This is a genomic window from Streptomyces avermitilis MA-4680 = NBRC 14893 (assembly GCF_000009765.2).
Classification (GTDB): Bacteria; Actinomycetota; Actinomycetes; order Streptomycetales; family Streptomycetaceae; genus Streptomyces; species Streptomyces avermitilis.
In genome coordinates this window covers 3970130-3996322 of sequence record NC_003155.5, presented here as the reverse complement: position 1 = coordinate 3996322, position 26193 = coordinate 3970130, and the positions used below count along the sequence as shown (strand labels likewise).

17 protein-coding genes are annotated in these 26193 nt (G+C 72.6%); 15 read left to right on the top strand and 2 right to left on the bottom strand.

All coding sequences use genetic code 11. The annotated features are described in order from the left end of the window. Positions 1 to 131: 131 nt before the first annotated feature. Positions 132 to 1199 carry a LuxR C-terminal-related transcriptional regulator gene (locus SAVERM_RS16585; RefSeq protein WP_010984633.1) on the bottom strand — a complete coding sequence of 356 codons (1068 nt, stop codon included), beginning with the start codon at positions 1197 to 1199 and terminating at the stop codon, positions 132 to 134. A 267-nt stretch (positions 1200 to 1466) separates the two neighbouring features. Here SAVERM_RS16585 and SAVERM_RS16580 point away from each other — a divergent pair, with 267 nt between their 5' ends. The 11 genes from SAVERM_RS16580 to SAVERM_RS16530 all read left to right on the top strand — a co-directional run bounded on the left by SAVERM_RS16580 (position 1467) and on the right by SAVERM_RS16530 (position 21522). After that, complete coding sequence (locus SAVERM_RS16580; protein ID WP_048894575.1) at positions 1467 to 2216, top strand: thioesterase II family protein; 750 nt, start codon at positions 1467 to 1469, stop codon at positions 2214 to 2216. A 102-nt stretch (positions 2217 to 2318) separates the two neighbouring features. After that, positions 2319 to 3032: a thioesterase II family protein gene (locus SAVERM_RS16575; RefSeq protein WP_010984631.1), complete on the top strand. Its 714-nt coding sequence runs from the start codon at positions 2319 to 2321 to the stop codon at positions 3030 to 3032. After that, the gene (locus SAVERM_RS16570; RefSeq protein WP_010984630.1) at positions 3029 to 3859 is read left to right on the top strand and encodes an SDR family oxidoreductase; all 831 of its coding nucleotides are present in this window, start codon (positions 3029 to 3031) and stop codon (positions 3857 to 3859) included. The genes SAVERM_RS16575 and SAVERM_RS16570 overlap by 4 nt, the downstream gene beginning before the upstream one ends. A gap of 153 nt (positions 3860 to 4012) precedes the next feature. Beyond that, complete coding sequence (locus SAVERM_RS16565; protein WP_010984629.1) at positions 4013 to 6949, top strand: amino acid adenylation domain-containing protein; 2937 nt, start codon at positions 4013 to 4015, stop codon at positions 6947 to 6949. A 34-nt stretch (positions 6950 to 6983) separates the two neighbouring features. Continuing rightward, on the top strand, positions 6984 to 10775 hold the full coding sequence (locus SAVERM_RS16560; protein WP_010984628.1) for a non-ribosomal peptide synthetase: 3792 nt from the start codon (positions 6984 to 6986) through the stop codon (positions 10773 to 10775). Positions 10776 to 10803: 28 nt separating this feature from the next. Next, entirely contained in the window at positions 10804 to 16110 is a 5307-nt protein-coding gene (locus tag SAVERM_RS16555) for a non-ribosomal peptide synthetase (protein ID WP_010984627.1), read from the top strand. A 177-nt stretch (positions 16111 to 16287) separates the two neighbouring features. Then, positions 16288 to 17169: an AzlC family ABC transporter permease gene (locus SAVERM_RS16550; protein ID WP_078234429.1), complete on the top strand. Its 882-nt coding sequence runs from the start codon at positions 16288 to 16290 to the stop codon at positions 17167 to 17169. Further along, positions 17166 to 17486, top strand: a complete 321-nt coding sequence (locus SAVERM_RS41670) for an AzlD domain-containing protein (RefSeq protein WP_037645006.1) — start codon at positions 17166 to 17168, stop codon at positions 17484 to 17486. The genes SAVERM_RS16550 and SAVERM_RS41670 overlap by 4 nt, the downstream gene beginning before the upstream one ends. Positions 17487 to 17527: 41 nt before the next feature. After that, positions 17528 to 18373: a carbon-nitrogen hydrolase family protein gene (locus SAVERM_RS16540; RefSeq protein WP_048894578.1), complete on the top strand. Its 846-nt coding sequence runs from the start codon at positions 17528 to 17530 to the stop codon at positions 18371 to 18373. A gap of 44 nt (positions 18374 to 18417) precedes the next feature. Next, positions 18418 to 19092 carry a 4'-phosphopantetheinyl transferase family protein gene (locus tag SAVERM_RS16535; protein ID WP_010984623.1) on the top strand — a complete coding sequence of 225 codons (675 nt, stop codon included), beginning with the start codon at positions 18418 to 18420 and terminating at the stop codon, positions 19090 to 19092. Positions 19093 to 19266: 174 nt separating this feature from the next. Continuing rightward, positions 19267 to 21522, top strand: a complete 2256-nt coding sequence (locus SAVERM_RS16530) for a DEAD/DEAH box helicase (protein WP_078234431.1) — start codon at positions 19267 to 19269, stop codon at positions 21520 to 21522. 233 nt (positions 21523 to 21755) lie between these two features. Here the strand turns inward: SAVERM_RS16530 and SAVERM_RS16525 are convergent, their stop codons facing one another. Continuing rightward, entirely contained in the window at positions 21756 to 22889 is a 1134-nt protein-coding gene (locus SAVERM_RS16525; RefSeq protein WP_010984621.1) for a threonine synthase, read from the bottom strand. A gap of 248 nt (positions 22890 to 23137) precedes the next feature. Between SAVERM_RS16525 and SAVERM_RS16520 the strand changes: the two genes are divergently transcribed. From SAVERM_RS16520 to SAVERM_RS16505, 4 genes are all read left to right on the top strand, one after another. Next, complete coding sequence (locus SAVERM_RS16520; protein ID WP_010984620.1) at positions 23138 to 24307, top strand: DUF4190 domain-containing protein; 1170 nt, start codon at positions 23138 to 23140, stop codon at positions 24305 to 24307. Between the two features lie 147 nt (positions 24308 to 24454). Beyond that, positions 24455 to 25207: a GntR family transcriptional regulator gene (locus SAVERM_RS16515; RefSeq protein WP_010984619.1), complete on the top strand. Its 753-nt coding sequence runs from the start codon at positions 24455 to 24457 to the stop codon at positions 25205 to 25207. Positions 25208 to 25534: 327 nt separating this feature from the next. Further along, positions 25535 to 25717 carry an SPOR domain-containing protein gene (locus SAVERM_RS16510; protein ID WP_010984618.1) on the top strand — a complete coding sequence of 61 codons (183 nt, stop codon included), beginning with the start codon at positions 25535 to 25537 and terminating at the stop codon, positions 25715 to 25717. A gap of 73 nt (positions 25718 to 25790) precedes the next feature. Continuing rightward, entirely contained in the window at positions 25791 to 26183 is a 393-nt protein-coding gene (locus SAVERM_RS16505) for a (deoxy)nucleoside triphosphate pyrophosphohydrolase (RefSeq protein ID WP_010984617.1), read from the top strand. The last annotated feature ends 10 nt before the right edge of the window (positions 26184 to 26193 follow it).

Genomic DNA, 26193 nt, shown 5'->3' with positions numbered 1-26193 from the left:
CGAGGGCCGTCAGTTCCCGCTCCAGGGGGGCGGCCGTCGGCCTCGGTGGCCTCCGCAGGTGTCGAGCGCCCCGCGGTCGAACGGGCGTGGCCCGTTGGCCGGACGGCGGGGGCCGTCGACGTGGTGTGGGGTCAGGAGGCGAGTTCCTGAGGGGAGTCGGGGAGCGGCCGGTTGAGAAGGTCGTGCTGGGAGATGAGGTAACCGGCGTGGAGCCGGTTTCGGGCGCCGATTCGCTTCATGATCTGTGCGACGTGGCGCTGGCAACTGCGCAGGGACAGCCCGAGGCGCGCGGCGATGCGCCGGTCCTCCTCGCCGGTGACCAGGAGACGCATGATGCTGTGCCGGACGTCCTCAGAGGTTTCTCGGACCTTCCGCTGGTCGTAGGCGATGCGGAAGGGGGTGGCGGCAACCCAGGCGCGTTCGAACGCGGCTGTGGCGAAGTCGACGATGCTGGGGTCGCTGACCAGCGTCGCGCCCTCGGACGGGTCGCGCAGCGGTACGAGCACATAGCGCCGATCGAAGATCATCAGCTGCGGGAACCCGTCGGCCAGGGTGCGGAACTGGGTGCCCAGGGCGGTGAAGTGCTCGACGTAGGCGGTCGTGCCGACGTCGAAGTGGGCGCTGTGCTGGTAGAGAGTCCGGATGGCGACGCCCCGCTCCAGCAGGTCACGCGACCTGGCGACCGATTCGTGGAGCACTTCCTGCGGCCGTGGACCGCCCGGGTGGGACGTGAGCACCTCGGTGGTCGACGAGGCCGCCAGGCCGTTGATGGTGCGCCGGACGTCGCCGCGGTTCGGAAGGACCTCGATGCCCGCTCGCCGCGATCGTTCGGCCGCGGCCGTCTCGTAGACGTGGACGAAGCCGTCGTACGCGGTGCGCATCGTCTCGGTCCGTGCCTGAAGGCGCCGTAGTTCGCCGAGCAGCGGCGCAAGACGTTGGAGCTTCGCGCTCTCCGGTGACACGGCGACGAACCGGCCGTCCCCGTCCTCCGTTTCGCGCACCAGGTGAAGGGTGCGCAGGTTCTGGATGGCCGCGCGGATCTCGCTCTGCGGCGCCCCCGTACCCGCTTCGACGTCACCGGTGGTGACGAGCCCCGCTTCGCAGGCGCGGGCGTAAATCCGCTTCTCCAGATCCCGCAAGACGATGGTCGGGTCCGGATCCCGCAAGGCGATGGCCGGGTCGCTGTGTATTGCTGTCACATACAACGAGCATAGTCCCCTTTATGTACCTGTCGTATTCGCGCCGACGAGGAAACGGCACCTTGACGATCTTGGCGGCCCGTTCATGTTCCGGATAGCTTGATCACGCCTCACAACGGCTCAGTTTTCTCAGCATGGAATGTGGTTCCGTGATTCTTGTCACTTGTTCTCGGGCCTGTTTCGGTGCCAATCGGCTCGGACAGGCTGTGCTCGGACAGGCTGTGCGATCGCACATGGCGTGTCACCGGGTTCGGCGGTAGCCGTCGAGTGTCGTACGAAGCCTGGCTCAGCCCCTTGCGGCGGCCGACTCCGCGCCCCGAGGCGCGGATCGTGGTCATCCCGCATTCCGGTGCCGGCCCCAATGCCCTGCTGCCGCTGGTGAAGCACATTCCCGCACCGTTCGAGGTCGTTGGAGTGACGCTTCCCGGGCGGGAGCGGCGGTTCGTCGAAGCGCCCGAGATCTCGCCGGACGACCTCCTCGGAGGCATCGCCCGTGAACTGGCCGCGCTGCCTTCCCTTCCCACCGTGCTGTTCGGGCACAGTCTCGGCGGATCCATCGCCTTCGCCCTGTCCGTGACGGATCCGGGCAGCTGCTCGGCGCTGGTCATCAGCGCCCAACTGCCTTGCGGATCGCAGATCGAGCGGCCGAGGGAGTGGGACGAGGACGCGCTGACCCGCGTGCTCCAGCGGGGCGGCGGGACTCCGGCCGACATGCTGAACGATCCGGCGTGGCGTGACCATACGCTGCGACTCCTGCGAGCCGACCTCACCCTCGGGGGACAGCTGGCGCTGCGCAACGCGCAGATGAGGGTGGCGCATCCGCTCACCGTGCTCGGAGGCGAGCAGGACCTCCTCGTCCCCGCGGAGCGGCTGGGCGCCTGGGCCGAGCGGGCGGACACCGCGGTGGATTCCCGCGTTCTCCCCGGCGGTCACTTCTATCTCCTCGACGATGCGAACCGCGAGGTTGTGGCCGAGGCCGTCGCGGCCTCCGCGAGGGTGGCCACGGCTGCCCCCTGACGTCCGACGGACGGGGCGGCATGACGTGCGCCCGTCCATTTCCCGCGGCTTCGCTCCGCTTTCTGTTCACTTCTCAACCGTCCGTATAGGGGGAATGCAGTCATGCCCAGGACTCATCTCATATGTCTGCCTTTCGCAGGTTCCGGTGCGTCGCTCTTCAAGGAATGGCAATCACTTGCTCCGGAAGGGCTCCGGATCGTCCCCGTGCAGCTCCCCGGTCGTGAGGAACGCTTCATCGAGGCTCCGCATACCGAGGTCGCCAGGGCCGTGGAGGAGATCCACACCACTGTGCTCGACCAGCTGGCCGACGCCGAAGACATAGCCGTCTTCGGGCACAGCCTGGGCGCCGTGCTGGCCTACGAGCTGACGCACAAGCTCCGCGTATCCCAGTCGGTGCCGCCGAGCCGGCTGTTCGTCAGTGGTTCGCCCGGCCCGTGGAGCGGTCGCGAGCACCGGGCCACCGGTCTGGACGACGAGGCGTTCCTGGCACAGGTCCGCGCGTTCGCCGGCTACGACCACCCCGCGCTCGCCCACCCCGAGATGCGCGCGCTCCTGCTGCCCATGCTGCGGGCCGACGTCCAGATGCACGAGAACTACCGCCCGACCTCCGACAAGCCCCTGGACGTGGCGGTCACGGCCCTGCGCGGCAGCGAGGACGAACTGGTCGACGCCGAGCAGATCGCCCAGTGGCGCGAGGCGACCACGGCCGACTTCCGCACGGCGGAGCTGGACGGCGGACACATGTACCTGGCCGACGGCGCCGAGGCACTGCTGCGGCTCATCGCCGGCGAGCTCGGGCCGGTGGACGCCCGATGACCCCGCGACTGTCCGGCAAGACCGCTGTCATCACGGGCGCCGCCCGCGGTCTGGGACGCGCCACCGCGGTGGCGTTCGCCCGCGAGGGTGCCGACCTGATGCTGCTCGACCTGGCGGCGGACCTGCCGGGCGTCCCCTACCCGCTGGGCTCCGAGAGCCAGCTGGCCCACACCGCCGAGTTGTGCCGCGAGCAAGGCGTCGCCGCCTCGACGGCCCGGCTCGACGTGCGTGACCTCGACGCGGTGGAGGCCGCGATGGCCACCACCCGCGAGCGGTTCGGACGGATCGACGTACTCGTCAACAACGCCGGGATCGCCGCCCCTTCGGGCAAGGCCGCCCATGAGATCGACGAGCGTGAGTGGCAGCTGATGATCGACGTCGACCTCTCCGGAGCCTGGCGGACCATCCGCGCGGTAGGCGGTCACATGGCCGAGCAGCGCTCGGGCAGCATCATCAACATCGCCTCCACCGCGGGCCTGGTGGGCTACCGCCACTTCGCCGGCTACGTGGCCGCCAAGCACGGCCTGGTCGGTCTGACCAAGGCCGTCGCGCTCGACTACGCACCGCTCAAGGTGCGGGTGAACGCCCTCTGCCCCGGCTCGGTCCGGGACGACTCGCAGGTCGAGGGCCGGATGCTGTCCGAAATCGCGCGTTGCCTGGACGTGCCGGTGGCCGAGCACGAGGAGACCTTCGTGCAGGCCCAGCCGATGAACTCCCTGATCGAGCCCGAGGACATCGCGTCGGCAGCCGTGTGGCTGGCCTCCGACGAGTCCCGCCAGGTCACCGGCAGCGTCCTCGCGGTGGACGGCGGCTTCACCGCCCGTTAGGGCCCGTCCGGCGGATCCCGCCGCCGACCCAGGCCGCCCCGCCGTCCGCCACGGGCCCGACGCCCCGCCGCCCGCTCCACTCGGGCCGGGCCGTACGTACCGATGCCCGTGGCGGCCGGCCCATGCCATTGATCACCGTCCCGGAGACCCGCCATGCCGCCTTCCCCCCTCCACGCCCACCTGATCCCGGCCGACTGCCCACCGTCGGGCCACACCCATGCCTGGCGGGTCCGGCTGCCCGAAGGCGCCGACACCGTCCGCCTTTCCCACCTGCTCGACACCGCGGTCGCCCCGTGGTGGCCCGAGGCCACCGCACGTCCGACGCTGTGGAGCGAACCCGTCCCCGCGGCCGCCGGCTCCACCATCGCGGACCGTCGCCTGCGGGCCGAGCTGCACCGCCCGCTGGGCACCGGCCAGGCGCCGCTGCGCGTGGTGCTCCTCGCCTACGCGGACGGCCGGGCCGACCTGATCCTGGTCGCCCACCGCGGCTTCCTGGACGCGGCCTCGCTGCGGCACGTGGCCGACGTACTGCTCGATCGCGCGCCGGCCGAGCGGCACGCCCCGCCGGCGAGCGCGCGGCTCGCGCCTGCCGACGCGGAGCTGCGCAAGGCGTGGAGCGTGGCGGAGTTCGCCGGCCGGGTCGAATGGGCGGCGGGCGACAGTTCCGCCGGGGACCGCACCGGCGTGGTGCGGCAGGCCCTGCGGGACACGGCCGCCGACACGTCGGGGGGCGCGCTCGCGGTCGCCACGGGACTGGTTCTCGGGCGGTACGAGAACCAGGACACCCCTGTCGTCGGCGCCCTGACCGGCCACCCGGGCCGCCCGGCCGACGCCCTCGGGCCCGACGCGGGCACCCTCCTGGCCCTGGACCTCTCCGGCGCGCGCTCCACCGCCGAGCTGCTGCGCGAGGCCGCGCACACGCTGACAGCCACGTGGTGCGACCGGCAGACCTACGCGGACCTGGTGGCCGAGTCGGGCGGCCGCGTGCTGGCGGGCGTGCTCGATCCGGTCGCGCACCCGGCGGACGGCCCCACCGAGACCTATCTGCCGTGCCAGACGGCCCCCTTCCCCCTCACCGTGATGGTGCGCCGCCGTACGGACGGGGAGCCGGAGCTGGAGATCCACCACCGTCTCGCCGACGTCGACGAGGCGGCGGCCCGGCAGTTCGCCCGGCACCTGGCGCGGAGCCTGGAGCAACTGTCCGCCGACGCGCAGGAGACGGCCCCCGAGGACATCGACCTGCTGGGCGACGAGGACCGGGACGCCCTGGTGGCCCTCGGCCGCCCGGCGCGACCGCTCGAGTGGCAGCCGCAGCGCATCGACGAGGTCTTCGCGCACCGCGCCGCCGAGCGCCCCGAGGCGATCGCCCTCAGCTGCGAGGACCACTCGCTGACGTACGCGGAGCTGAACAACCGGGCCGACCGCTTCGCGGGAGCGCTGCACAACCTCGGTGTCCGGCCCGGTGAACGGGTCGGCGTCTGCCTGGACCGCTCCCTGGACCTGGTCGTCACGATGCTGGCCGTGCTCAAGGCCGACGCCGTCTACGTGCCGATGGACCCGGCCTACCCGGCCGACCGGCTCGCCTACACCGCCGAGGACGCGGGGCTGCGCCTCGTCGTCACCGCGCTGGAGGACTTCCCCGCCGGACAGGCCCGCACGATCCATCCGGAGGAGCTGGCAGCGGGCACCGCCATGGCCGCGCCCGCACCCGGACGGGGCAACGAGCAGGCCGCGTACGTCATCTACACGTCCGGCTCGACCGGCCGCCCCAAGGGCGTCGTCGTCCCGCACCGCAACGTGGTCGCCCTGCTCGGTGCCACCCGGGAGGACTTCGGCCTCTGCCCGGACGACACCTGGACGCTGTTCCACTCCGCCGCCTTCGACTTCTCGGTCTGGGAGATCTGGGGCCCGCTGCTCACCGGTGCCCGGCTCGTCGTCGTGCCGTACTGGGTCTCCCGCTCCCCGCAGGATTTCCGCGCGTTGCTGCGGGACGAGCGGGTCACGGTGCTCAACCAGACACCCTCGGCGTTCGCCCAGCTGGTGGAGGCGGACCGGCAGCACGAACCGGACCTTGCGGTGCGCCTGGTGGTGTTCGGCGGCGAGCCGCTGGACGCACGTGGTCTGCGCGACTGGTTCGACCGTTACCCGGAGCGCCGCTGCCGCCTGGTGAACATGTTCGGCATCACCGAGACCACCGTCCACGTCACCGCCCAGACGGTCGGCCGCAAGGAGGCCCTGTCCGGCTCCCGTTCCGTGGGCCCGGCGCTGCCGGGCTGGTACCTCTACGTGCTCGACGAACGGCAGCGACCCGTCCCCCTCAACGTCCCCGGTGAGATCTACGTCGGTGGCGAGGGCGTGGCGCTGGAGTACCTCGGCCGTCCCGAGCTGACCGCCGAGCGCTTCGTCACGGATCCGTTCACCGGCGGCCGGATGTACCGCAGCGGAGACAAGGGCCGGCTGCGGCCGGACGGCCGGCTGGAGCACCTGGGCCGACTGGACACCCAGGTCAAGCTGCGCGGCTTCCGGATCGAGCTGGACGAGATCCGCAACGTCCTGCTGGACGACCCCACGGTGACCGCGGCCGCCGTGGTCCTCGGCAGCGCCGATGCCGGGGACGCGGCCGCGGCGCGCCTGGACGCCTACGTGGTCCTCGCCGGCGGCGACACCGCCGCGGTGCGCCGGCGGGCGGCCAAGGTGCTGCCCGAGTACATGCTGCCGGCCACCGTCACAGCTCTGCCCGCGCTGCCGCTGACCGCGAACGGGAAGCTGGACGCCCGTCGGCTGCCCGCTCCCGCGGCCGGTGCGCCCGCGGCGGTGGCCGCCCCGTCCGCACAGCCGTCGCCCGACTCCACCGAGGCCTCGGGCACGGGACTGGCCGCCGCGCTCGTCGAGGTCTGGCAGGACGTCCTCGGCGTGCCGGTCGGCCCGGACGACAACTTCTTCGAGCTGGGCGGCAACTCCCTGTACGCGGTGCGCCTCGCGGCCGCGATGAACGAGCGGAACCTGCCCCCGATGCCGATGCGGGAGCTGTACCTGAACCCGACCGTCAACCGCCTCGCCGCGGTCCTCGCACCGGGAGACCAGGCGTGAGTCAGTGTTGCTTCCCCACCCGCGAGGTGACCGCGTGAGCGCACCCGTGGACACCCCCGTACCGGGCGGCGAGCCGATGGCGTGGCTGCCCACACCGGCCGATCCGGCCGCGAGCGGCGCGTACGCCCCGGAGGAGCCGGCGGAGAAGATGGCCGGGGCGGAGCCGGGTGCCGTCTCCGTGCTCGCCACCCGGACGACGCCCGCCCGGGTGCTCGCGGCCTGGGCGGCGCTCCTCCACCACCACACCGGCCGGGTCGACCTCGACTTCGGCTTCGCCGACGCGGCGGCGCGACCCGCGACGGTACGGCTCCGGGTCGAGCCGACCGCATCGCTCGGGGCGCTGGAGGAAGCCGCCGCGCGGGCGCTGCGCTCGCCGTCGCCCGGCGAGCCCGCCGCCGCCACACCTTGGATGGTCCGGCACACGGACGCCGGTCCGTCCGGGCCCGGGCGCGCCGGCGCGCTCGTGGCGGAACTGGACGAGTCCGCCGGCGGTGGCTGCCTGAGGCTGCGGCACGACCCTGCCGCGCACCGCGCGGACGCGGTGGCCCGGCACGCCGTCCACCTGCGCGGCGCGCTGACCGCCCTCGCGGACGATCCGACGCTGCCGGTGCGGGAACTGGACCCGCTGACCCCCGCCGAACGCACCCGACTGCTGGTGGACTTCAACCGGACGACGGTCCCCTACCCGCGGGACAGCCGCGTCGAGGAGCTGTTCGCCGAGCGGGCCCGCACCGCACCCGGACACCCGGCCGTGGTCCACGGCGACACCGTCCTGAGCTACGCCGAACTCGACCACAGGTCGGAGCTGCTCGCGGCCCGCCTGCGCGCGGAGGGGCTGCCGCCGGGCGAACCGGTCGCCCTGCTCCTGCGGCGCGAGCCCACCCTGGTGGTCGCCGCGCTCGCGGTCCTCAAGGCCGGCGGCGTCTACCTGCCGGTCGACCCCGACTACCCCGCCGACCGGGTGGCGTATCTCCTGGCGGACAGCGGTGCCCGCCGGGTGCTGACCGTCAGCGACCTGGCCGGGCAACTCAAGGCCGTCCACGACCGGTCGGCAGATGACCTCACGGTCCTCGCCCTCGACACCTGGGACTGGCGACGGACCCCCGGCACGCCCCCGTGCGCGCCGGACGCCCCGCCGCGGGACGCCGGTGACGCGGCCTACCTGATGTACACCTCCGGTACGACCGGCAAGCCCAAGGGCGTGCTGGTCCCGCATCGGGGCATCACGCGTCTGGTCAGCGGGATCGGCTATGTACGCCTGGACCCGACGACCAGGATGGCGCAGGTCGGCACGACCGGTTTCGACGCCTCCGTGTGGGAGATGTGGGGCGCGCTGCTCGGCGGCGGCACCCTGTGCATCCTGGACCGCGAGACCCTGCTCGACACCGAGGAACTCGGCCGGGCCCTGCGCGAACAGCGCATCACCACCGCCCTGTTCACCTCCGCGCTGTTCAGCCGGCTCGCCGACGAGGACGTGACCCTGTTCCGTCCGCTGCGCGACCTGCTGGTGGGCGGCGACGTGCTCTCCGCCCGGCACGCCCGCGAGGTGCTGGCCGCCAACCCCGGCCTGCGGCTGGTCAATGCCTACGGGCCGACCGAGAACGCCGTGATCTCCACCTGCCAGATCGTCGGCGAACCCGTCGGCGCCCGGGTGCCGATCGGCCGCCCGGTGCCCAACGCGACCGCGTACGTCCTCAACCAGGACGGACTGCCGCTGCCCACCGGCGTCCCCGGCGAACTCCATGTGGGCGGCGACGGCCTGGCCGTCGGCTACCACGGCCGCCCCGACCTCACGGAACGTGCCTTCGTACCGCATCCGTTCGCACCCGGCCAGAAGCTGTACCGCACGGGGGACCGGGTGCGGCTGCTGCCGGACGGCGCGGTCGACTTCGTCGGCCGGACCGACCACCAGGTCAAGGTGCGCGGCTTCCGGGTGGAGCCGGGCGAGATCGAGACCACCCTGTCCGCGCTGCCCGGCGTGCGGGCCGCCGTCGTACTGGCCCGGCGCCTGCCCGGCTCCTCCGACAGCTATCTGTGCGGTTACGTCGTGGGAGACCCGGACCTGGACACCGACCGGCTGCGCTCGGCCGCCGCCGAGTCCCTGCCGCCGCACATGGTTCCCGCTCACCTGATCGTGCTGCCCGCGCTGCCGCTCACCGTCAACGGCAAGGTGGACCGCGCCGCGCTGCCCGAGCCCGCCGTCGCGACCGGTACGGCGCCCGGCGGCCGCCCGCCGCGCGACGAACTGGAGCGGGCGCTGATCGACCTGTGGGAGGACACCCTCGGCATCGCCGGCCTCGGCGTCGACGACCTGCTGAGCGCCTACGGCGCCGGCTCGCTGACCGCCACGCGGCTGTCCGCCCGGATCCGCCGCACCCTGCACCTGGCCTGCCCCGTCTCGCTGGTGCTGACCGCCCCGACGGTGGCCGCGCTCGCCGAGCGGCTGCGCGGGGCCGAGCCCTCCGGCCACGGCCCGCTGTCACCGGACGCCCACCCGGACGGCCCCCAGGGGCCGGCCCCGTTGTCACCGCAGCAGCACGGGATCTACGTCGAGCAGGTCAAGGACCCCACCGGGACCGAGTACAACCTGCCGCTCGTCGTGGACCTGCCCGAGGTCCCGTCGGCCGAGCGCCTGCGCACCACCCTGGCCGCTCTCGTGGCCCGGCACGACGTGCTGCGCACCGACATCACCCTGGACGCGGACGGCCGTCCCCACCAGCGGGTGCACGCGGAACTCCCGGTGGCACTCGAGGAGGTGGACCTGCCGGACGACGCCGACCCCGACGCGTGGACGGCCCGGTGGGTCAGGGCCTTCGACCCGCACCGGGCACCGCTGTGGCGCGTGGCGCTGCTGCGCCGGCCGGGCCGGGCCCGGCTCGTCATGGACATCCACCACCTGATCACCGACGGCTGCTCCCTCACCCTGCTGGCCACCGAGTGGGCGCGACAGCTGGGCGGCGCCGAGCCCGCGCGGCCCGAGGTCGGCTACGCCGACTACGCCCGCTGGGCCGCGGGGCCCGCGGGACGGGAACACGCCCTGGCCCAGGGGGAGTTCTGGCGCCGTACCTATGCCACGCCGGTACGGCCGCTGGACCTGCCCACCGACCTGCCCCGGCCCCCGGTGCGCCGGACCGAAGGGGCCCACCTGTCGTTCCCGCTCGCCGCGGAACTCAGCCACGCGATCCGTGAGCTGGCGCGCGCGGAGGGGGTGACCCCCTTCCACGTCCTGCTCGCCGGATACACGGCGTTCCTGGGGCGGATGAGCGGCAGCGACGACGTCACCGTGGGCACGCCCGTGTCCGGGCGCCACCTGCCCGGCGTGGAGCGCACCCAGGGCATGTTCGTCAACACCCTGTGCCTTCGGCTCAACCCGCGACCGGAGCTTTCGTTCCGCGCCCACCTGCGTGCGGTGGCCGACCACGCGATGGCGGCCGCCGATCACCAGGACTTCCCGTTCGGGGAACTGGTGGCCGCCGCGGGGGAGCGGGACTACAGCCGGCACCCCATGTTCGACACGCTCTTCGCGGTCCAGGACACCGGACTGCACCAGGTCGACTTCCTCGGCGGCCGCCCGCGCTGGACACCGGAAGCCACCGGACGCACTCTCTTCGACCTCAACCTGCAGATCGACGACGCCCCGGAGGGCTTCACGGCCCACTGGGCCTACAGCACCCACCTGTTCCTGCCGGGGACCGTCGAACTGTTCCGCGACGAACTGCTCGCCCTGTTCGACGCGGCCGTCACCGCACCCGACACGGCCCTGCACAGCATGAACGTGGTGGCAGCCACCACGCAGGCCGTGCCGGACTTCGACTTCGACTTCTGACCCAGCACTCTCGTTTCTGGAAGGTACCGTGCAATCCCTGGAAACTCTCGGCCGGCTCAAGGTTGCCGCGGCGCAACGTCCCCGCGAGGGAGCGTTCTGGCGCGCGGCACTCGCCGCCCTGCCCGAGCGCACCGGCTTCCCGTCCGATGCCCCGGGCCGTCTCGCCGGGACGGGCCCGCACACGACGACCGTGCTGCCCCTCGGCGCCGAACTGACCGCCGGACTGGACACGCTGACCCGTGGCCGGCCGATGGCGCTGCACACCGTGCTCGTCGCCGCCGTCGGCACCCTGCTCCAGCGCTACACCGGCGGTGAGGAGGCCGTCGTCGCCATCCCCGCCACGTCCGCGGACGCGGCGGCCCCCGCTCTCGCCGACGGGCTGGTGCTGCGCCTGCCGTTCACGCCCGAGTCGACGTTCCGCGCGGTCCTCGCCGACGCCAAGCCCCGGCTGGTCGCCGCACTGGAGCACCAGGACTTCCCGGTCGAGATCCTCGCCGGGGAGTTCGGCGCCGCCGCCGACCACGACACACACCCCTTCGCGGACGTCCTGGTCGACGTCGTACGCGAGGAGCACGAGGCACCGGCCGCCCGGCCGCGGTTCGCGGTGGTGTTCGCCCTCGTCCGCGACGGCGAAGGCCTGCGCCTGGAGCTGCGCCACCGTGCCGGGCAGCACAGCGCCGACACCGCCGGGCGGCTGCTCGCGCACTGCGCGGTGCTGCTGGCCGGAGCCATCGCCGCCCCGGACGACCCGCTGGCCGCGCTCGACCTGCGAGCGGACGCCGACCGGGCCGTGCTCGCGCGGGCCAACGGCACCGACGCCGCGTTCGAGGACACCGTGCGCCTCGACGAGCTGTTCACCCGGCAGGCGCGGCTGACCCCGGACGCCACCGCCGTGGTCGGCGACGGCTTCCGGCTCACCTACGCCGAACTCGACGCCCGTGCCAACCGGCTGGCGCGGACGCTGCGCGAGCGGGGCGTGGGCCGCGACGACCTCGTCGCGGTGCTGGCCGACCGCTCGCCGCAGCTGCTCGTCGCCGTCTACGCCGTCCTCAAGGCCGGCGCCGCCTATCTGCCGGTGGACCCCGGCTACCCCGTCGAGCGCATCCGCTACGTCCTGGACGACAGCGCCGCTCGTCTCGTCCTCAGCACGCCCCGCCACCGCGACCTGGTCCACGAGGGCCGCGAGGTACTCGACCTGACCGACGAGTCCGCGTACGCAAAGGACAGCACGGCGCCGGAGGTCATCGGCGACGCCCGCGACCTGGCGTACGTCATCTACACCTCGGGCTCGACCGGCAATCCCAAGGGCGTCCAGATCGAGCACCGCTCGGTGGTCAACCGCATCAACTGGATGCAGCGCGCCTACCCCGTCACGTCCGCCGACGTGATCATGCAGAAGACGCCCACCTCCTTCGACGTGTCCGTCTGGGAGCTGTTCTGGTGGATGTTCGAGGGCGCCGCGGTGTGCCTGCCCGACCCCGGCGCGGAACGCGACCCGGAGGCGCTGGTCACCGCCATCGAGCGGTACGGCGTGACCACCATGCACTTCGTGCCGTCCATGCTGGGCGCCTTCCTCGACTTCGTCGTGGGAGCGGGCGTACAGGCCGGGCTGGTGTCGCTGCGCCAGGTCTTCGCCAGCGGTGAGGCGCTCACGCCGCACCACGTCCGGCGCTTCGCCGAGGTCGCCGCCGCCACCACGGGCCCGGCCGCCCGGCTGATCAACCTGTACGGCCCCACCGAGGCCACCGTCGACGTGACCCACCACGCGTGCGGGCCCGACGACGTGGACCGGGTCCCGATCGGCCGCCCGATCGACAACACCCGCATCCTCGTCCTCGACTCCGGACTGCGGCCCCAGCCGGTCGGTGTGCCCGGCGAACTGTGCATCGCCGGTGTCGGTCTGGCCCGCGGCTACCTCGGCCGGCCGGAACTGACCGCCGAGCGGTTCGTCGCCGCCCCGGCCGCCGGTGAGGAGCGCGTCTACCGCACGGGCGACCTGGCCCGGTGGCTGCCCGACGGCAGCATCGACTACCTGGGCCGTATCGACCACCAGGTCAAGGTGCGCGGCTACCGCATCGAGCTCGGCGAGATCGAGGAGTCGCTGCGCCGCCACCCCCAGGTCAAGGACGCCGTGGTGCTCGCCCGCAAGGCCGAGGACGGTCAGACCCACCTGTGCGGCTACGTCCAGTCGGCGGACGCCCTCACCGAAGAGGACCTCAAGCGGCACCTCGGTGTGACACTGCCCGACTACATGGTCCCGGCGCGTCTCGTCGCCCTCGACACCTTCCCGCTCTCCCCGAACGGCAAGCTGGACCGGCGTGCCCTTCCCGAGCCCGGTCCGGCCGAGTCCGAAAGCGCCGCCTACGTGGCCCCCGGCACGCCGCAGGAGGCCGAGCTGGCCCGCATCTGGGGCGAGGTGCTCGGCCATGAGCGCGTGGGAGTGAACGACAACTTCTTCGCCCTCGGCGGCAACTCGATCCACTTCGTCACCGTCCTGGCGAAAGCCCGCGCGGGCGGGCTGGACTTCACGTTCCAGCAGTTCTTCCAGAACCCCACGGTGGCGCAGCTGGCGCGCAGCCTCGCCCGGTCCGGGCCGGGTGAACAGCCCGCCGCGCTCAGCCCGTTCGAGCTGCTGGAGCCCGAGGACCGCGCGCTGATCCCCGCCGGCGTCGAGGACGCGTACCCGATGACGCAGCTCCAGGCCGGCCTGGTCTTCCAGAGCGAGCTGTCGCACGGCACCGCCGAGTATCACGACATCCTCAGCTACATGATCCAGAGCTCCTTCGACGCCACGTGCTTCGAGGAAGCGGTACGCATCCTGGTCCGCCGCAACCCGATCTTCCGGACCAGCTACCACCTGACCGGCTACAGCGAGTACCTCCAGCTGGTGCACGAGGACGCTCCGCTGCCGCTGTACATCGCCGACCTGCGCGGGATGAGCGAGACCGAACAGGAGGAGTGGTACCGCGACTGGGCCGTGCGGGAGAAGGCGCACCAGTTCGTCTGGACGGAGCCGGGGCTGGTACGGCTGCACGTGCACGTCCTGTCGGACGACCTGTTCCGCTACAGCCTGAGCCAGCACAACTCCGCGCTGGACGGCTGGAGCATCACCCTGGTGCACACCACGCTGTTCGACCTGTTCCACCGGCTGCGCGACGGCCGGGAACTGCCGGATGCCACCGTGGACAACCACGCCCGCACCTACGTCGCGCTGGAGCGCCGCTCGCTGGCCGACGACGAGCACCGCGCCTTCTGGGCGGACCTGCTGGAGGACAGCACCTTCACGGCGCTGCCGCGGACCCGCCAGGAGGCCGAGGCGGACGTCCTCCCCGTGGTGTTCCACGAGGTGGAGTTCGCCCGGGGGCTCTCCGACCGCATCGTGGCGCTCGCCAACCAGCTGTCCGTGCCGGTCAAGAACGTGCTGATGGCCGCGCACGCGAAGGTGCTCTCGCTCGTCTCGGGCGAACCCGACGTGATGGTCGGCTACGAGCACAGCGGCCGTCCCGAGGCGGAGGACGCCACCCGTGCCATCGGGCTCTTCCTCAACACCGTTCCCTTCCGGGTGGACGCCGCCGAGGGGACCTGGGAGGAGCTGGTCCGGCAGGTCTACCGCTCCGAGACCGACCTGCTGCCCGCCCGCCGCTACCCCATGGCGCAGATGAAGCGGGACCTCGGCACCCAGAAGGAGCTCTTCGAAACCGCCTTCAACTTCACGCACTTCTACCTGCTCAAGCAGCTGGAGGCGCAGGACGGCTTCTCCCTGCTGGACGTGCGGGCCAACTCCGAGACCGAGTTCGTGCTGCGAGCGGAGTTCTCCCGGCACTTCGTCACCGACGAGGTCCGCCTGAGCCTGCACTACCACGCCCATCTCTTCGAGCCGTGGCAGATCGCCCGGATGGGTGCCTGCTACGCCGCCGCCTTCGAGCAGATGACGGCTGATCCGGGCGCCCCGCACCACCTGGCGAACCTGCTGGCCGAAGACGAGCTGGCCGAGCTGGAGCGGGCCGAGCGGGCCGACGCCCTCCCCACGGAGCTGGCGGCCTTCCTCCCGCAGCCCGGTGCCGCTGTCCGGGCCCGCGTGGTCGACGAGCACGGTCTCGCGGTGCCCTTCGCCACCGTCGGCCGGGTCGTTCTGCTCGCCGACGGGCGGGACCCGGTCGAGACCGGCCTGTACGGGCGCCGCGACCGCGACGGTCTGCGTCTGCTGGGAGAGGAGCGGGCGCGGCACACCTTCCGCGCCGGCCCGGCCGACGCGGCCGAGACCGCCTCGGTGCCGGAGCAGCCGGCCGACCGGCGGCCCCTCGACGAGGTGGACCGGCGTATCGCGCGGGTGTGGGCCACGGTCCTGGACACACCGCTGGAGGAGATCTCCCTCGACGACAACTTCTTCCTGCTCGGCGGTGCCTCGCTCGCCGCGATGCGCGTGGTCATGGAACTCGACGGGCTGGTCTCGCTCACCGACCTGATGCGCAACTCCACCCTGGCGGCGCTGGGCGAGGCCGCCCGCGCCAACCTCGCGGCGGCGACCGAGGCCGAACAGGGCCCGCAGGAGCTGCTGCTGTCGCTGTCCGCCGAACGCGGCGCCGCCGAATGCGCGCTGATCTGCTTCCCGTACGCGGGTGGCAACGCGATCAACTTCGAGCCGCTGGCACAGGCGCTGGACGCCGCGGGCGGCGCGGTGGCCGTGTACGGCGTGGAGCTGCCCGGGCACGACGCGGGCCGTCCGGACGAGGCGTTCTCGTCGCTGGAGGACACCGCCCGGCGCGTGGTGGAGGAGATCCGCGACAAGGCGGGCGACCGGCCGCTGATGCTCTGGGGCCACTGCGTCGGTTCCGCTCTCGCGGTGGAGACGGCGCGGCTGCTGGAAGCCGAGGGCACGACTCCGGCGGAGGTCTTCGTCGGCGGCAAGCTGCTGCACGACGCCGCGACCACGCGGCAGGGCATCGAGCAGGCGGCGGCGATGGCCGACGAGGACATCGTGCGCTGGCTCGTCGACGAGACCGGTTTCACCGGGTTCGACAGTCTGCGACCCGAGCACGCCGCGTTCGTGGCCGGGGTGTTCCGCCACGACGCCGGCTCCGCCAACGGCTACCTGCTCGCGGCCGACGAGCACGGCCCGAAGGCGCGGCTGTCCGCACCGCTGACCACGGTCTTCACGGCGGACGACCCGCTCACCCCCGGGCACGCCGAGCGCTACACCGCGTGGTCGCTCTTCGCCGATCAGCCCCGGCTGGTCGAACTCACCGACGGCGGCCACTACTTCTGCCGCACCGCGGCTCCCGCGGTCGCCGACCTGGTCCTGAGCCGCTGGCAGGCGGCCTCCGGACGCGGGTGACCCGCTGCCGGCGGGCCGGGTGCACACTCACCCGGCCCGCCGGCTCCACGGCCGGCCCCACCGGCCTCCCGCCGGCTCCACGGCCGGCCCCACCGGCCTCCCGCCGGCTCCACGGCCGGCCCCACCGGCGGCCGCCCGCCGGCTTTCCCCCCAGGCACGAACGAGGTGCGATGTCACATGAGTAATCCGCAGGCCCCGGGAGAAGCGGTGCGTCCCGGTCCCGGATCCACGCTGCGCGCCGGGGCGATGAGCATGCTGCCGTTCCTCGCGTCGGCCATCCCCATGGGCTTGGCCGGAGGCATCCTGGGGCCCGCCAACGGGCTGTCCGGCTGGGCCACGCTGGGGCTGGCGATGGCCGTCAACTCGGGCACCGCCCAGTTCATCGGGTTCGCCCTGATCGCGGGCCACTCGGGCGCGCTGACCATCCTGCTGACGACCCTGATCCTCGGGCTCAGGATGCTGATCTACTCGGCCATCCTGGTCCCGCATGTGCGGGAGGTCCCGCAGCGCTGGCGGGTGCTGCTCGGCTTCGGGCTGATCGACGCCGTCTTCTTCGTCGCCATCGAGCGCCTCAAGAAGGGCGAGCTCACCGAGCGCAAGCACCTGTTCTTCCTCGGCGCGTCCGGGGTCATGTACGTCACCTGGATGCTGTGCACCCTGGTGGGCATGGCGCTGGGCAGTGCCGTGCCGGACCTGGCGGACCTCGGTCTCGACTTCCCGATGACCGCCATGTTCGTCGCCATGCTGGCCGGGTCGCTGGCCAACTGGCGGGTGGGCGCGGCCATCGTGACCGCCGGTCTGACGGTCGTGCTCGGCCACGGCCTGCCGTACAACCTCGGCGTGGTGCTCGCCACCGTCGTCGGAGCCACGGTGGGCACCGTATGCGAGTACCTGGAGAAGCGCCGGACCCCGGAGAACTCCGCCACCGAGACGTCCGAGGAGAGTTCGCCGGACGAGGGCGACCCGACGAGCGAGGACAACACGGCGAACGACGGCAAGCCGCCGACCGAGGACAAGACGGCGAAGGCGGACAAGGTGAACGAGGAGAACGTGGCATGACGATGGCGCTGTTGATTCTGGGCATGGGCCTGTGCAGCTTCCTGCCGCGCTATCTGCCCCTGGTCCTCCTCGCCGACCGGGAGATGCCCGCGGTGGCCAAGTCCCTGCTGAGCTACACCCCGCCGGCGGTGCTGGCCGCCCTGGTCGTCCCGGAGATGCTGATGCCCGGCGGACACGGCATGCAACTGAGTGCGTCGAATCCGTATCTCATCGGTGGTGGCGTGACCTTTGTCGCCGGTCTCTACTCGAAGAAGTTCCTGCTGGTGACCGCGATCGGCATCGCCGCCTTCTACCTGAGCCGCTGGCTGCTCGGCTGACCGAGCCCTCCGCAACGACCACGATCATCATGGAGTCGGACATGTTCACCACCGAAACGACCTTGCGCGCTCCCCTGAGGGTGGCGGTCGCGCAGACCGTCGCCCGCCCGGGTGACACCGTGCACAACGCGACCGAGGCGGCGGCGACCATAGCCCGCGCGGCGGACGCCGGCGTCCGGGTCGTCCAGTTCCCCGAGCTCTCCCTCACCGGATACGAGCCCGGCTGGCTCACGTCCCACCTGCCCGCCGGAGCCCTGACCCCGGACGGCCCCGAACTGACCGCGGTCCGCGAGGCGTGCCGCGCGACCGGCGTGACCGCCGTCGTGGGCGCGCCGACCTCCGCGGGTACGAAGTCGGCGATCTCGGCGATCGCCGTCGGCGGAGACGGCGGGATCCTGGCCGACTACCGCAAGAGCCGGCTGGAGGAGCACGAGCGACAGCTGTTCGTGCCGGGCACCCAGTGCTGCACCCTGACCGTGGACGGCTGGCGGCTGGCCCTGGGCACCTGCTACGACGCGAGTTTCCCCGAGCACGCCCGGGCCGCGGCGCGCTCCGGCGCCGATGCCTATCTGTGCGGCGGGGCGTTCGTCCGGGGCGACTCCGACCACCGCCGTTCGGTGTACTTCCCCGCCCGCGCCCTGGAGAACACCTTCTACGTGGTGTTCTCGAACTTCGTCGGGCCGCAGGGACCGTGGGACTTCTGCGGCCGCAGCGCCGTCTACGGACCGGACGGCCGCACCCTGGCGGAAGCGGGCGCCCGGGAGGCGGAGCTCGTCGTCGCCGACCTCGACGACGCGGCGCTGGTGGCTACGCGCCGTGGTCTGACCATGCTCCGGGACCTGGACGACGCCGCGGCACCCTCGGCGATGAGTTCGTGTGTCGTGTGACGCCGACGGGTGACCTGACTTCCCCGTTTTCCGTACCGGAGGACTTGAGTAGTGCGCCCGCGGTACGACGACCCGCCGCGGGGCGCCCGGTTGTCCGGCTCATCGACGCGGACGAGAGCTCCCGGGCCGCCGCCCGGCACGCGCCACGGCTCCTGGGCCCCGAGGAGTGGACCCGCGCCGTCGCGCTCCGCCGTGGCCCGGATCGCGAGGTGTACGTCACGGCTCACGTCGCCCTGCGCATTCTGCTGGGTCCCCTGCTGAAACGTCATCCCGGTGATCTGCCGATGGGAAGGGAAGCCTGTCACGGGTGCGGCGCACCTCACGGCCGGCCGGTGGTGCGGGGAAGCCGGCTGCATTTCTCTCTCTCGCACAGCGGACGCCTGATCCTCGTCGCCTTCGCCGCCGAACCCGTGGGAGTCGACATCGAGCAGATCGCCTCGAGTCAGGCGGTGGAGCAGGCCAGGGACGCACTGCACCCCGCTGAGCGACAGGAGTTGGACACGCTCCCCGAGGCCCGAAGACCTCGCGTGTTCACCGACATATGGACGCGCAAAGAGGCGTATCTGAAGATGCTGGGCTCCGGACTCCTGCGGGACACCCGCCTGGATCGGGTGGGAACAGGGCGGCCGGGAAGTACGGGCGTCACCGGAGCGGAACTGACATCCGTGCCTGTGCCCTCGGGATACGCGGCGGCTTTGTGCGTTGCGGTGCCCGTCTGAAGGCCGCGCGGTCGGTGCCGGAGGCGACCGGGAAGTCCTGGCCGCGATCGGGTGCGTGGCCACGTCGGGCTGCGTCCGAGAAGCTCGCCCCACAACGGGTTCGGAGCCGGCCCGGTTTGTCGGTCCCCCGTGGCAGGATGCGCGCATCGGGGTGAACGGCACATGAGGGGCGTCATGACGGGTGGCGAGGGTGCGGTGGCCGACAGGTCACCGGTGCGGCGTGGTGGTGGTGTGTCGCGGCCGGGGAGCGACGCCCCGCCCGTGGGACGCCGGGCCCGGGACCTGCTCGCCCAGGGCACGGAGCTGTACGACGCCGCGCGTACCGTGCTCGCCGACCACGCCCGTGCCCTCGACGCCCTGCGCTCGGCCCTGACGCCCCTCAAGGCCGAACTCGTCGCCGCGGAGCTGGAGTCCATCCCCGTCTCCCGGCTGAAGGACGTCACCGAGGGGCGGCTCAGACTGGGGGCCGTCGAGGCGGCCGGGTTCACGTCCGTGCGCGGGGTGTACGAGGCCGGCCGCTACGAGCTGCGGCAGCTTCCCGGCGTGGGGGAGCAGACCGCCGACCGTGCCCTCGCCGCGGCCCGGCAGATCGCGCGGGCCGTGGCGGAGACCGTCTCCGTACGCCTGGACGTCGACCACCCCGAACCACGGACCACCGCGCTGGTCGTCGCCCTGCACCGGCTCGTCGAGGCCGGTCCCGAGCTGCGCCGCGCCCTGGACGCCGCCACCCGCCTCGACGAGCGGCTCGGCGCGCTGCTGCCCGCGGCCCGGCCCGCGGGCGGCCGGCTGCGTCTGGCGCTGGCCGGCCGGCACCGGCGGGAGGACGCGCTCGCCGCGGCCGCCGAGACGCGCGACCTGGTCGCGGAGGCCACCGCCCGGGACGTACCGCTGCTGCTCGCCCAGGCCAGTACGGACCTGCTGCGCGACCCCGCCTCCGACATCGAGGCCTGGGTCGACTTCGAGCTGCGTTCCGCGGAGTACTACAGCCAGCTCGCCGAGGTCTCGGAACACCGTCCGGACGCCGAGGCCGGCGAGGGCTTCCTGCCGTCCGGGGTCGCCGAGCGGGTGCACGCCCAGCCGCTCGACGACACGCACCGCCGGGTCTCCCTTCGCGGCTACCAGTCGTTCGGCGCGCGGTTCGCGCTCGCCCAGCGCCGGGTCGTGCTCGGCGACGAGATGGGGCTCGGCAAGACGGTCCAGGCCATCGCCGCGCTCGCGCACCTCGCGGCCGAGGGACACAGCCACTTCCTCGTCGTCTGCCCGGCGAGCGTACTGATCAACTGGACCCGCGAGATCCGCGCCCGCAGCACGCTGCGCGCCCTCCCGGTGCACGGCGCCGACCGGCGCGACGCGTACGAGGAGTGGCGCGAGCGCGGCGGCGTCGCCGTGACCACCTTCGACGTCCTGCACAGCCTGCCCGTGCCCGACACCGAGAAGCCCGGCATGCTCGTCGTCGACGAGGCCCACTACGTGAAGAACCCCGACACCCGCCGCGCCAAGGCCGTCACCGGCTGGACCGCACACTGCGACCGCGTCCTGTTCCTCACCGGTACGCCCATGGAGAACCGGGTCGAGGAGTTCCGGGCCCTCGTCCGCCACCTTCAGCCCGCCCTGCTGCCCGCCGTCCAGGGCGGCGGCGTGGCGGCCGGACCGCATGCCTTCCGCAAGTCCGTCGCCCCCGCCTACCTGCGCCGCAACCAGCAGGACGTCCTCACCGAACTGCCCGCGCTGGTGCAGGTCGACGAGTGGGAGGAGCTCAGCGCCGCCGACCGGGACGCCTACCGCAAGGCGGTCGCCGAGGGGAACTTCATGGCGATGCGCCGGGCCGCGTACGCCGACGCCGAGAAGTCCGCGAAGCTGGGGCGGCTGCGCGAGCTGGTCGCCGAGGCCGCGGACAACGGGCTGAAGGTCGTGGTGTTCTCGTACTTCCGCGAGGTGCTCGCCACCGTGCAACAGTGCCTGGGGGAGCCGGTGCTCGGGCCGATCTCGGGCGGCGTCCCCGCCGCCCGCAGACAGCGGCTGGTCGACGCGTTCGCGGCGATCGACGGGCACGCGGTGCTGCTCGCCCAGATCGAGGCGGGCGGCACCGGCCTCAACCTCCAGGCCGCCTCCGTGGTCATCCTCTGCGAGCCGCAGGTCAAGCCGACGATGGAACACCAGGCCGTGGCCCGCGCCCACCGCATGGGCCAGATACGTACGGTCCAGGTCCACCGTCTCCTCGCGACCGACAGCGTGGACGACCGGCTCCTGCGCATCCTGAAGAACAAGGACCGCCTCTTCGACGCGTACGCCCGCCGCAGCGACATCGCGGAGGCCACCCCGGACGCGGTCGACGTGTCGGACGCGTCGCTCGCCCGACGCATCGTGGAGGAGGAGCAGCAGCGGCTGGCCGCCCGGCCGGCCGACCAGCCGGCGCGTACGACGAGTTGAGCGAGCGCCGCCGGTCCCGTCCCGGGGTGCGGGTGGTGTCGACGCCGGCGTTGAACGACGCCGGCGTCGATCTCCGTACGCCCAGGGGACGGGCCCCGGCCGCGGTGCGGTACTCACGCCGATGCGCCCCCCGTGCCGATCGCACCCGCGGTTCGTGGCCGGCGCCCGCACCTCCGGCTGGTGGCCGGCGCCCTGTTCCGTGTCTGTCGTCCGGCACGTCCCGTCGGACAGGGTTACGCCCGCGCCGGTCCCGTCTTCAGCCCCGCCCCGCACAGCGGTACGACCGCCGCGGGCATTCCCTCGCCCGGACGCGGCCGGGGCTGGGGCAGCGCGCCCGCGCGCACGGCCGCCCAGCACGCCACGCCCGTCGACTCGACGTACAGTCCCCGCGACGCCAAGTCGCTCTGCGCGTGCCTGATCTGATCCTCCGTCACCGTCAGGAAGGCGCCACCGGACTCGCGTACCGCCCGCAGGATCTGACGGGCCCGCGGCGGGCGGGGGATCGCGATGCCCTCCGCGAACGTGGGGGCCGCCGGGGTGACCCCGACCAGGTCGTCCGCGCCCTGCTCCCAGGCGTGGGCCAGCGGTGCGACCGCCGCGGCCTGGACGGCGTACAGCGCGGGCCGCCGGTCGATGAGACCCGCCGCGTGCAGCTCGGCGACGGCAAGGGCGGCGCCGAGGAGCAGCGTGCCGTTGCCGACGGGCACGACGAGCGCGTCCGGGAGCCGTCCGCCGAGGTCCTCCCAGAGCTCGTGGACATAGGTCTTGGTGCCGTGCAGGAAGTACGGGTTGAAGACGTGCGACGCGTAGAAGACGCCCGCCTCGTCCGCGGCCTCCCGCGCCGCATGCGCCGTCGCCTCGCGGTCGCCCTCGACCACCCGCAGCCGGGCCCCGTGCGCCTCGATCTGCTCCAGCTTCTTCGCTGACGTGCCCTCGGGGACGTAGACCGTGCACGGCAGGGCGGCCCGTGCGCAGTACGCGGCGATCGCGGTACCCGCGTTGCCGCTGCTGTCCGCGACGACCTGCCGGGGCCGCAGCTGCAGCGCCAGTTCGGCCAGCAGCACCGCGCCCCGGTCCTTGAACGACAGGGTCGGCATCAGGAAGTCGAGCTTGGCCGCGACGCCGTCCGTCAGGGACACGAGCGGGGTACGGCCCTCACCGAGACTCGTCGTCGGCGCCGCGAGCGGCAGGCACTCCGCGTACCGCCACAGCGAGTTCACGCGCCCGCCGAGGGACTTGAGGGGCCCGGGCGTGGGGGCGAAGTCCAGGTCCAGCGGCCCGCGGCAGGCGGGGCAGCACCAGTCGAGGGAGCCGCCGGGGACGCGCGTGCCGTCCGCCGGGCAGAAGTAATCCGGCAAAGGAGTCATGTGCGCAGGTTAGATGGACTCCCGCGGCGTCCCGCGATCATTCTCCCGCACTCGTCCGCGACCCGCGTTCCACCCCCACCCGTGCCGCGCTTACCATGCGCCCTGTCGTACGTCTCGTACGTCAGTTCCATCCACGCCGGACGAGGAGCACGGTACCCGTGGCCATACCTCCGCCCCCCGGGCCCCAGCAGCCCGAGGGCCCGTACCCGCCTCAGGGGACGCCGTACCCGCCGCCGGGGACGCAGTACGTGCCTCCGGGAAGCCCGTACCCGCAAGGCCCCTACCAGCAGCAGCCGTACGCGAACCCGTACCCGCAGCCTTATCAGCAGTGGGGGCAGGGCTATTCCCCGTTCAACCGGCCGGCGTCCGTCAACGGTCTCGCCATCACCTCTCTCGTCCTCGGCGTCGTCTGCTGCGTGCCCGCCCTCGGGCTGATCCTCGGCGTGATCGCGCTCGGGCAGATCAAGAGGCGCGGTGAGCGCGGCAAGGGGCTCGCGATCGGCGGCATCGTCATGTCCTCGCTCGGCACCGTCCTGCTGGTGCTCTCCCTCGCCACGGGCGGCGCCCACGAGTTCTGGGAGGGGTTCGAGGACGAGGCGCGGGACAGCGGCGGCAGCGGCGTCACCTTCTCCGTCGGCAAGGGGGAGTGCTTCGACTCGCCCAGCGGCTCCCTCGAGGGCGAGGCGTACGACGTCGACAAGGTGCCCTGCGCCGGCGACCACCAGGCCGAGGTGTTCGCCAACTTCAAGATCCAGGAAGGCGGTTACCCGGGCGACGGCAAGATCTCCGAGACCGCCGACGACAAGTGCTACGCGCTGCAGAACGTGTACGCCATGGACTCATGGGCCGTCCCGGACAACGTCGACGTCTACTACTTCACGCCGACCGAGGACAGCTGGAGCCTCGGCGACCGCGAGGTCACCTGCATGTTCGGCAACACCGACGAGAAGGGCAGCCTCAAGGGCACCCTGCGCTGCGACGACACCACGCTCGGCGCCGACCAGCTCGCCTATCTCCAGGCCGACGGGATCCTCTACGACGCGCTGGACACCGCCCCCGACGAGGAGTACGTCGAGGACGACCTGCCGGGGCACAAGGAGTGGGCGACCCGGGTCGCCAAGGCGCTCGGCGACCAGACCGAGCTGCTGCGCGCGCACCAGTGGGCGGCCGCGGACGAGCAGCCGGTGACGGACCAGGCAAAGGCCCTGGACCAGGCACGGAAGGAGTGGGGGCAGGCGGCGAAGGCGGCCGACGCCGACGCCTTCTACACCCACTACGACAACGGCAGCAGGCTCCTGGAGGGCAGCAGGGCGGTCACGGCCCGCAAGGCTCTGGGTCTCGCCACGACCCCGCCTTCGGACGGCGGGGACGGCGGCGGAGGCGGACAGGGGAGCGGGGACAGCAGCAGCGAGGTGTGACGGCGGCCATAGCGGGGAGAAAGTGCCTGCGTAAAGACCCCGGCAGCCATAAGTCATCACATCGAGTGATTCTCTGGCCTTTGCTTGCATGGCACAACCCACGGTTGCCACGCTGTTGCTGTCTGTACAACCTGATGGGAGCGGCCTGTGACTTTCGGTGAGCAGCCGGCGTATCTGCGCGTCGCGGGTGATCTCCGCAAGAAGATCGTCGACGGTTCGCTGCCACCGCACACCCGCCTCCCGTCCCAGGCCAGGATCCGCGAGGAGTACGGCGTCTCGGACACGGTCGCCCTGGAGGCCCGCAAGGTGCTGATGGCCGAGGGCCTGGTCGAGGGCCGGTCCGGGTCGGGCACGTATGTGCGGGAGCGGCCGGTGCCGCGCCGCGTCGCCCGCTCCGGGTACCGGCCGGACAGCGGCGCGACCCCGTTCCGGCAGGAGCAGGCCGACGGGGCGGTGCGCGGCACCTGGGAGTCGCACAGCGAGCAGGCCGAGGCGAGCGGTGCGATCGCGGAGCGGCTCGACATCCGGCCCGGCGAGCGCGTGATGTGCACGAAGTACGTGTTCCGGGACGCGGGCGAGGTGATGATGCTGTCCACGTCCTGGGAGCCGCTCGCCGTGACCGGCCGTACGCCGGTGATGCTCCCCGAGGAGGGGCCGGTGGGGGGCATGGGCGTGGTCGAGCGGATGGCGGCCATCGACGTGATCGTGGACAACGTGACCGAGGAGGTCGGCGCCCGCCCCGGTCTCGCGGAGGAGTTGCTGACCCTGGGCGGTGTGCCCGGCCATGTCGTCCTGGTCATTCAGCGGACGTACTTCGCGTCGGGCCGCCCGGTGGAGACGGCGGACGTGGTGGTGCCCGCGGACCGGTACCGGGTGGCGTATCACTTGCCGGTGAAGTGACGCCCCTGCCGGTGAAGTGGCGCCGTCGCCCCTGCGGTTGCTTCGTGTCCAGGGGTAAGTGACCTGTTTCCGAAGCGCGGTTGGAATCCGGTCGTTCTCGTGTACCGCGCCCGCTCCGTGCTTCGCGCTGCTTAACGGGCGCTCGGGGGGCGCTCGACGGCGCGTTCGACGGGCTGCGCCCGCTCCGTCATGGCTGGTTGCGTACCTCTTTGTGAGAATCCGTATTCGCTGAGTGAAGGTTAGGCGTAGGCTCGGGCATATGCGGATTGCGGTTTCCTTGGTGGGCGGGGCACGGCGCGAGCCGGGGACGGGAAGCAGAGGGGCGCGATGAACGACGGCACGATCACTCTCCCCTGGCTCGTCATACGCCAGGACGACAACGGCAATCGCTATCGCGTGGGCAGGTACGCGACGCGGGCCGAGGCCCAGAAGATCGCGGACAGCCTCGACGGCCGTGGGCACAAGCAGCTCTACTGGGTGGAACGGATCGGGCAGAACGGCATCAAGTGATCCGAGCCCCTCGGTGATCAGCCTCGCCGGCGGCGCGTGATCGGCCGCGGTGCGCTCCCGTAGGCTCCGGCCCATGACGGAACGGATCGTGGTGGGGGCTGCCCTGCTGAGCGGCGGACGCCTCCTCGCCGCGCGCCGCAGCGCGCCCCCCGAGCTGGCCGGACGCTGGGAGCTACCCGGCGGCAAGGTCGAACCGGGTGAGACCCCCGAGCACGCCCTCGTGCGCGAGCTGCGCGAGGAACTGGGCGTGACGGCGGAACCGGGCGGGCGCGTACCGGGAGAGTGGTCCCTGAAGCCGGGATACGTCCTACAGGTATGGACGGCCCGCCTCCTCGCCGGCACCCCCGAGCCCCTTGAGGACCACGACGAACTGCGCTGGCTGACTCCCGGCCAGATCTGGGACGTGGACTGGCTGGACCAGGACGTGGCGGCGGTCAAGGCCGTGCTGGGCGTCTGGAACACCTAGTTCCGGGCCC

What these genes read in the sequence shown, in the direction of transcription:
- SAVERM_RS16575 (WP_010984631.1), top strand. Translation starts at nt 2,319, where the DNA reads ATGCCCAGGACTCATCTCATATGTCTGCCTTTCGCAGGTTCCGGTGCG.
- SAVERM_RS16570 (WP_010984630.1), top strand. Translation starts at nt 3,029, where the DNA reads ATGACCCCGCGACTGTCCGGCAAGACCGCTGTCATCACGGGCGCCGCC.
- SAVERM_RS16565 (WP_010984629.1), top strand. Translation starts at nt 4,013, where the DNA reads ATGCCGCCTTCCCCCCTCCACGCCCACCTGATCCCGGCCGACTGCCCA.
- SAVERM_RS16550 (WP_078234429.1), top strand. Translation starts at nt 16,288, where the DNA reads ATGAGTAATCCGCAGGCCCCGGGAGAAGCGGTGCGTCCCGGTCCCGGA.
- SAVERM_RS41670 (WP_037645006.1), top strand. Translation starts at nt 17,166, where the DNA reads ATGACGATGGCGCTGTTGATTCTGGGCATGGGCCTGTGCAGCTTCCTG.
- SAVERM_RS16540 (WP_048894578.1), top strand. Translation starts at nt 17,528, where the DNA reads ATGTTCACCACCGAAACGACCTTGCGCGCTCCCCTGAGGGTGGCGGTC.
- SAVERM_RS16530 (WP_078234431.1), top strand. Translation starts at nt 19,267, where the DNA reads ATGACGGGTGGCGAGGGTGCGGTGGCCGACAGGTCACCGGTGCGGCGT.
- SAVERM_RS16525 (WP_010984621.1), bottom strand. Translation starts at nt 22,889, where the DNA reads ATGACTCCTTTGCCGGATTACTTCTGCCCGGCGGACGGCACGCGCGTC.
- SAVERM_RS16510 (WP_010984618.1), top strand. Translation starts at nt 25,535, where the DNA reads ATGAACGACGGCACGATCACTCTCCCCTGGCTCGTCATACGCCAGGAC.
- SAVERM_RS16505 (WP_010984617.1), top strand. Translation starts at nt 25,791, where the DNA reads ATGACGGAACGGATCGTGGTGGGGGCTGCCCTGCTGAGCGGCGGACGC.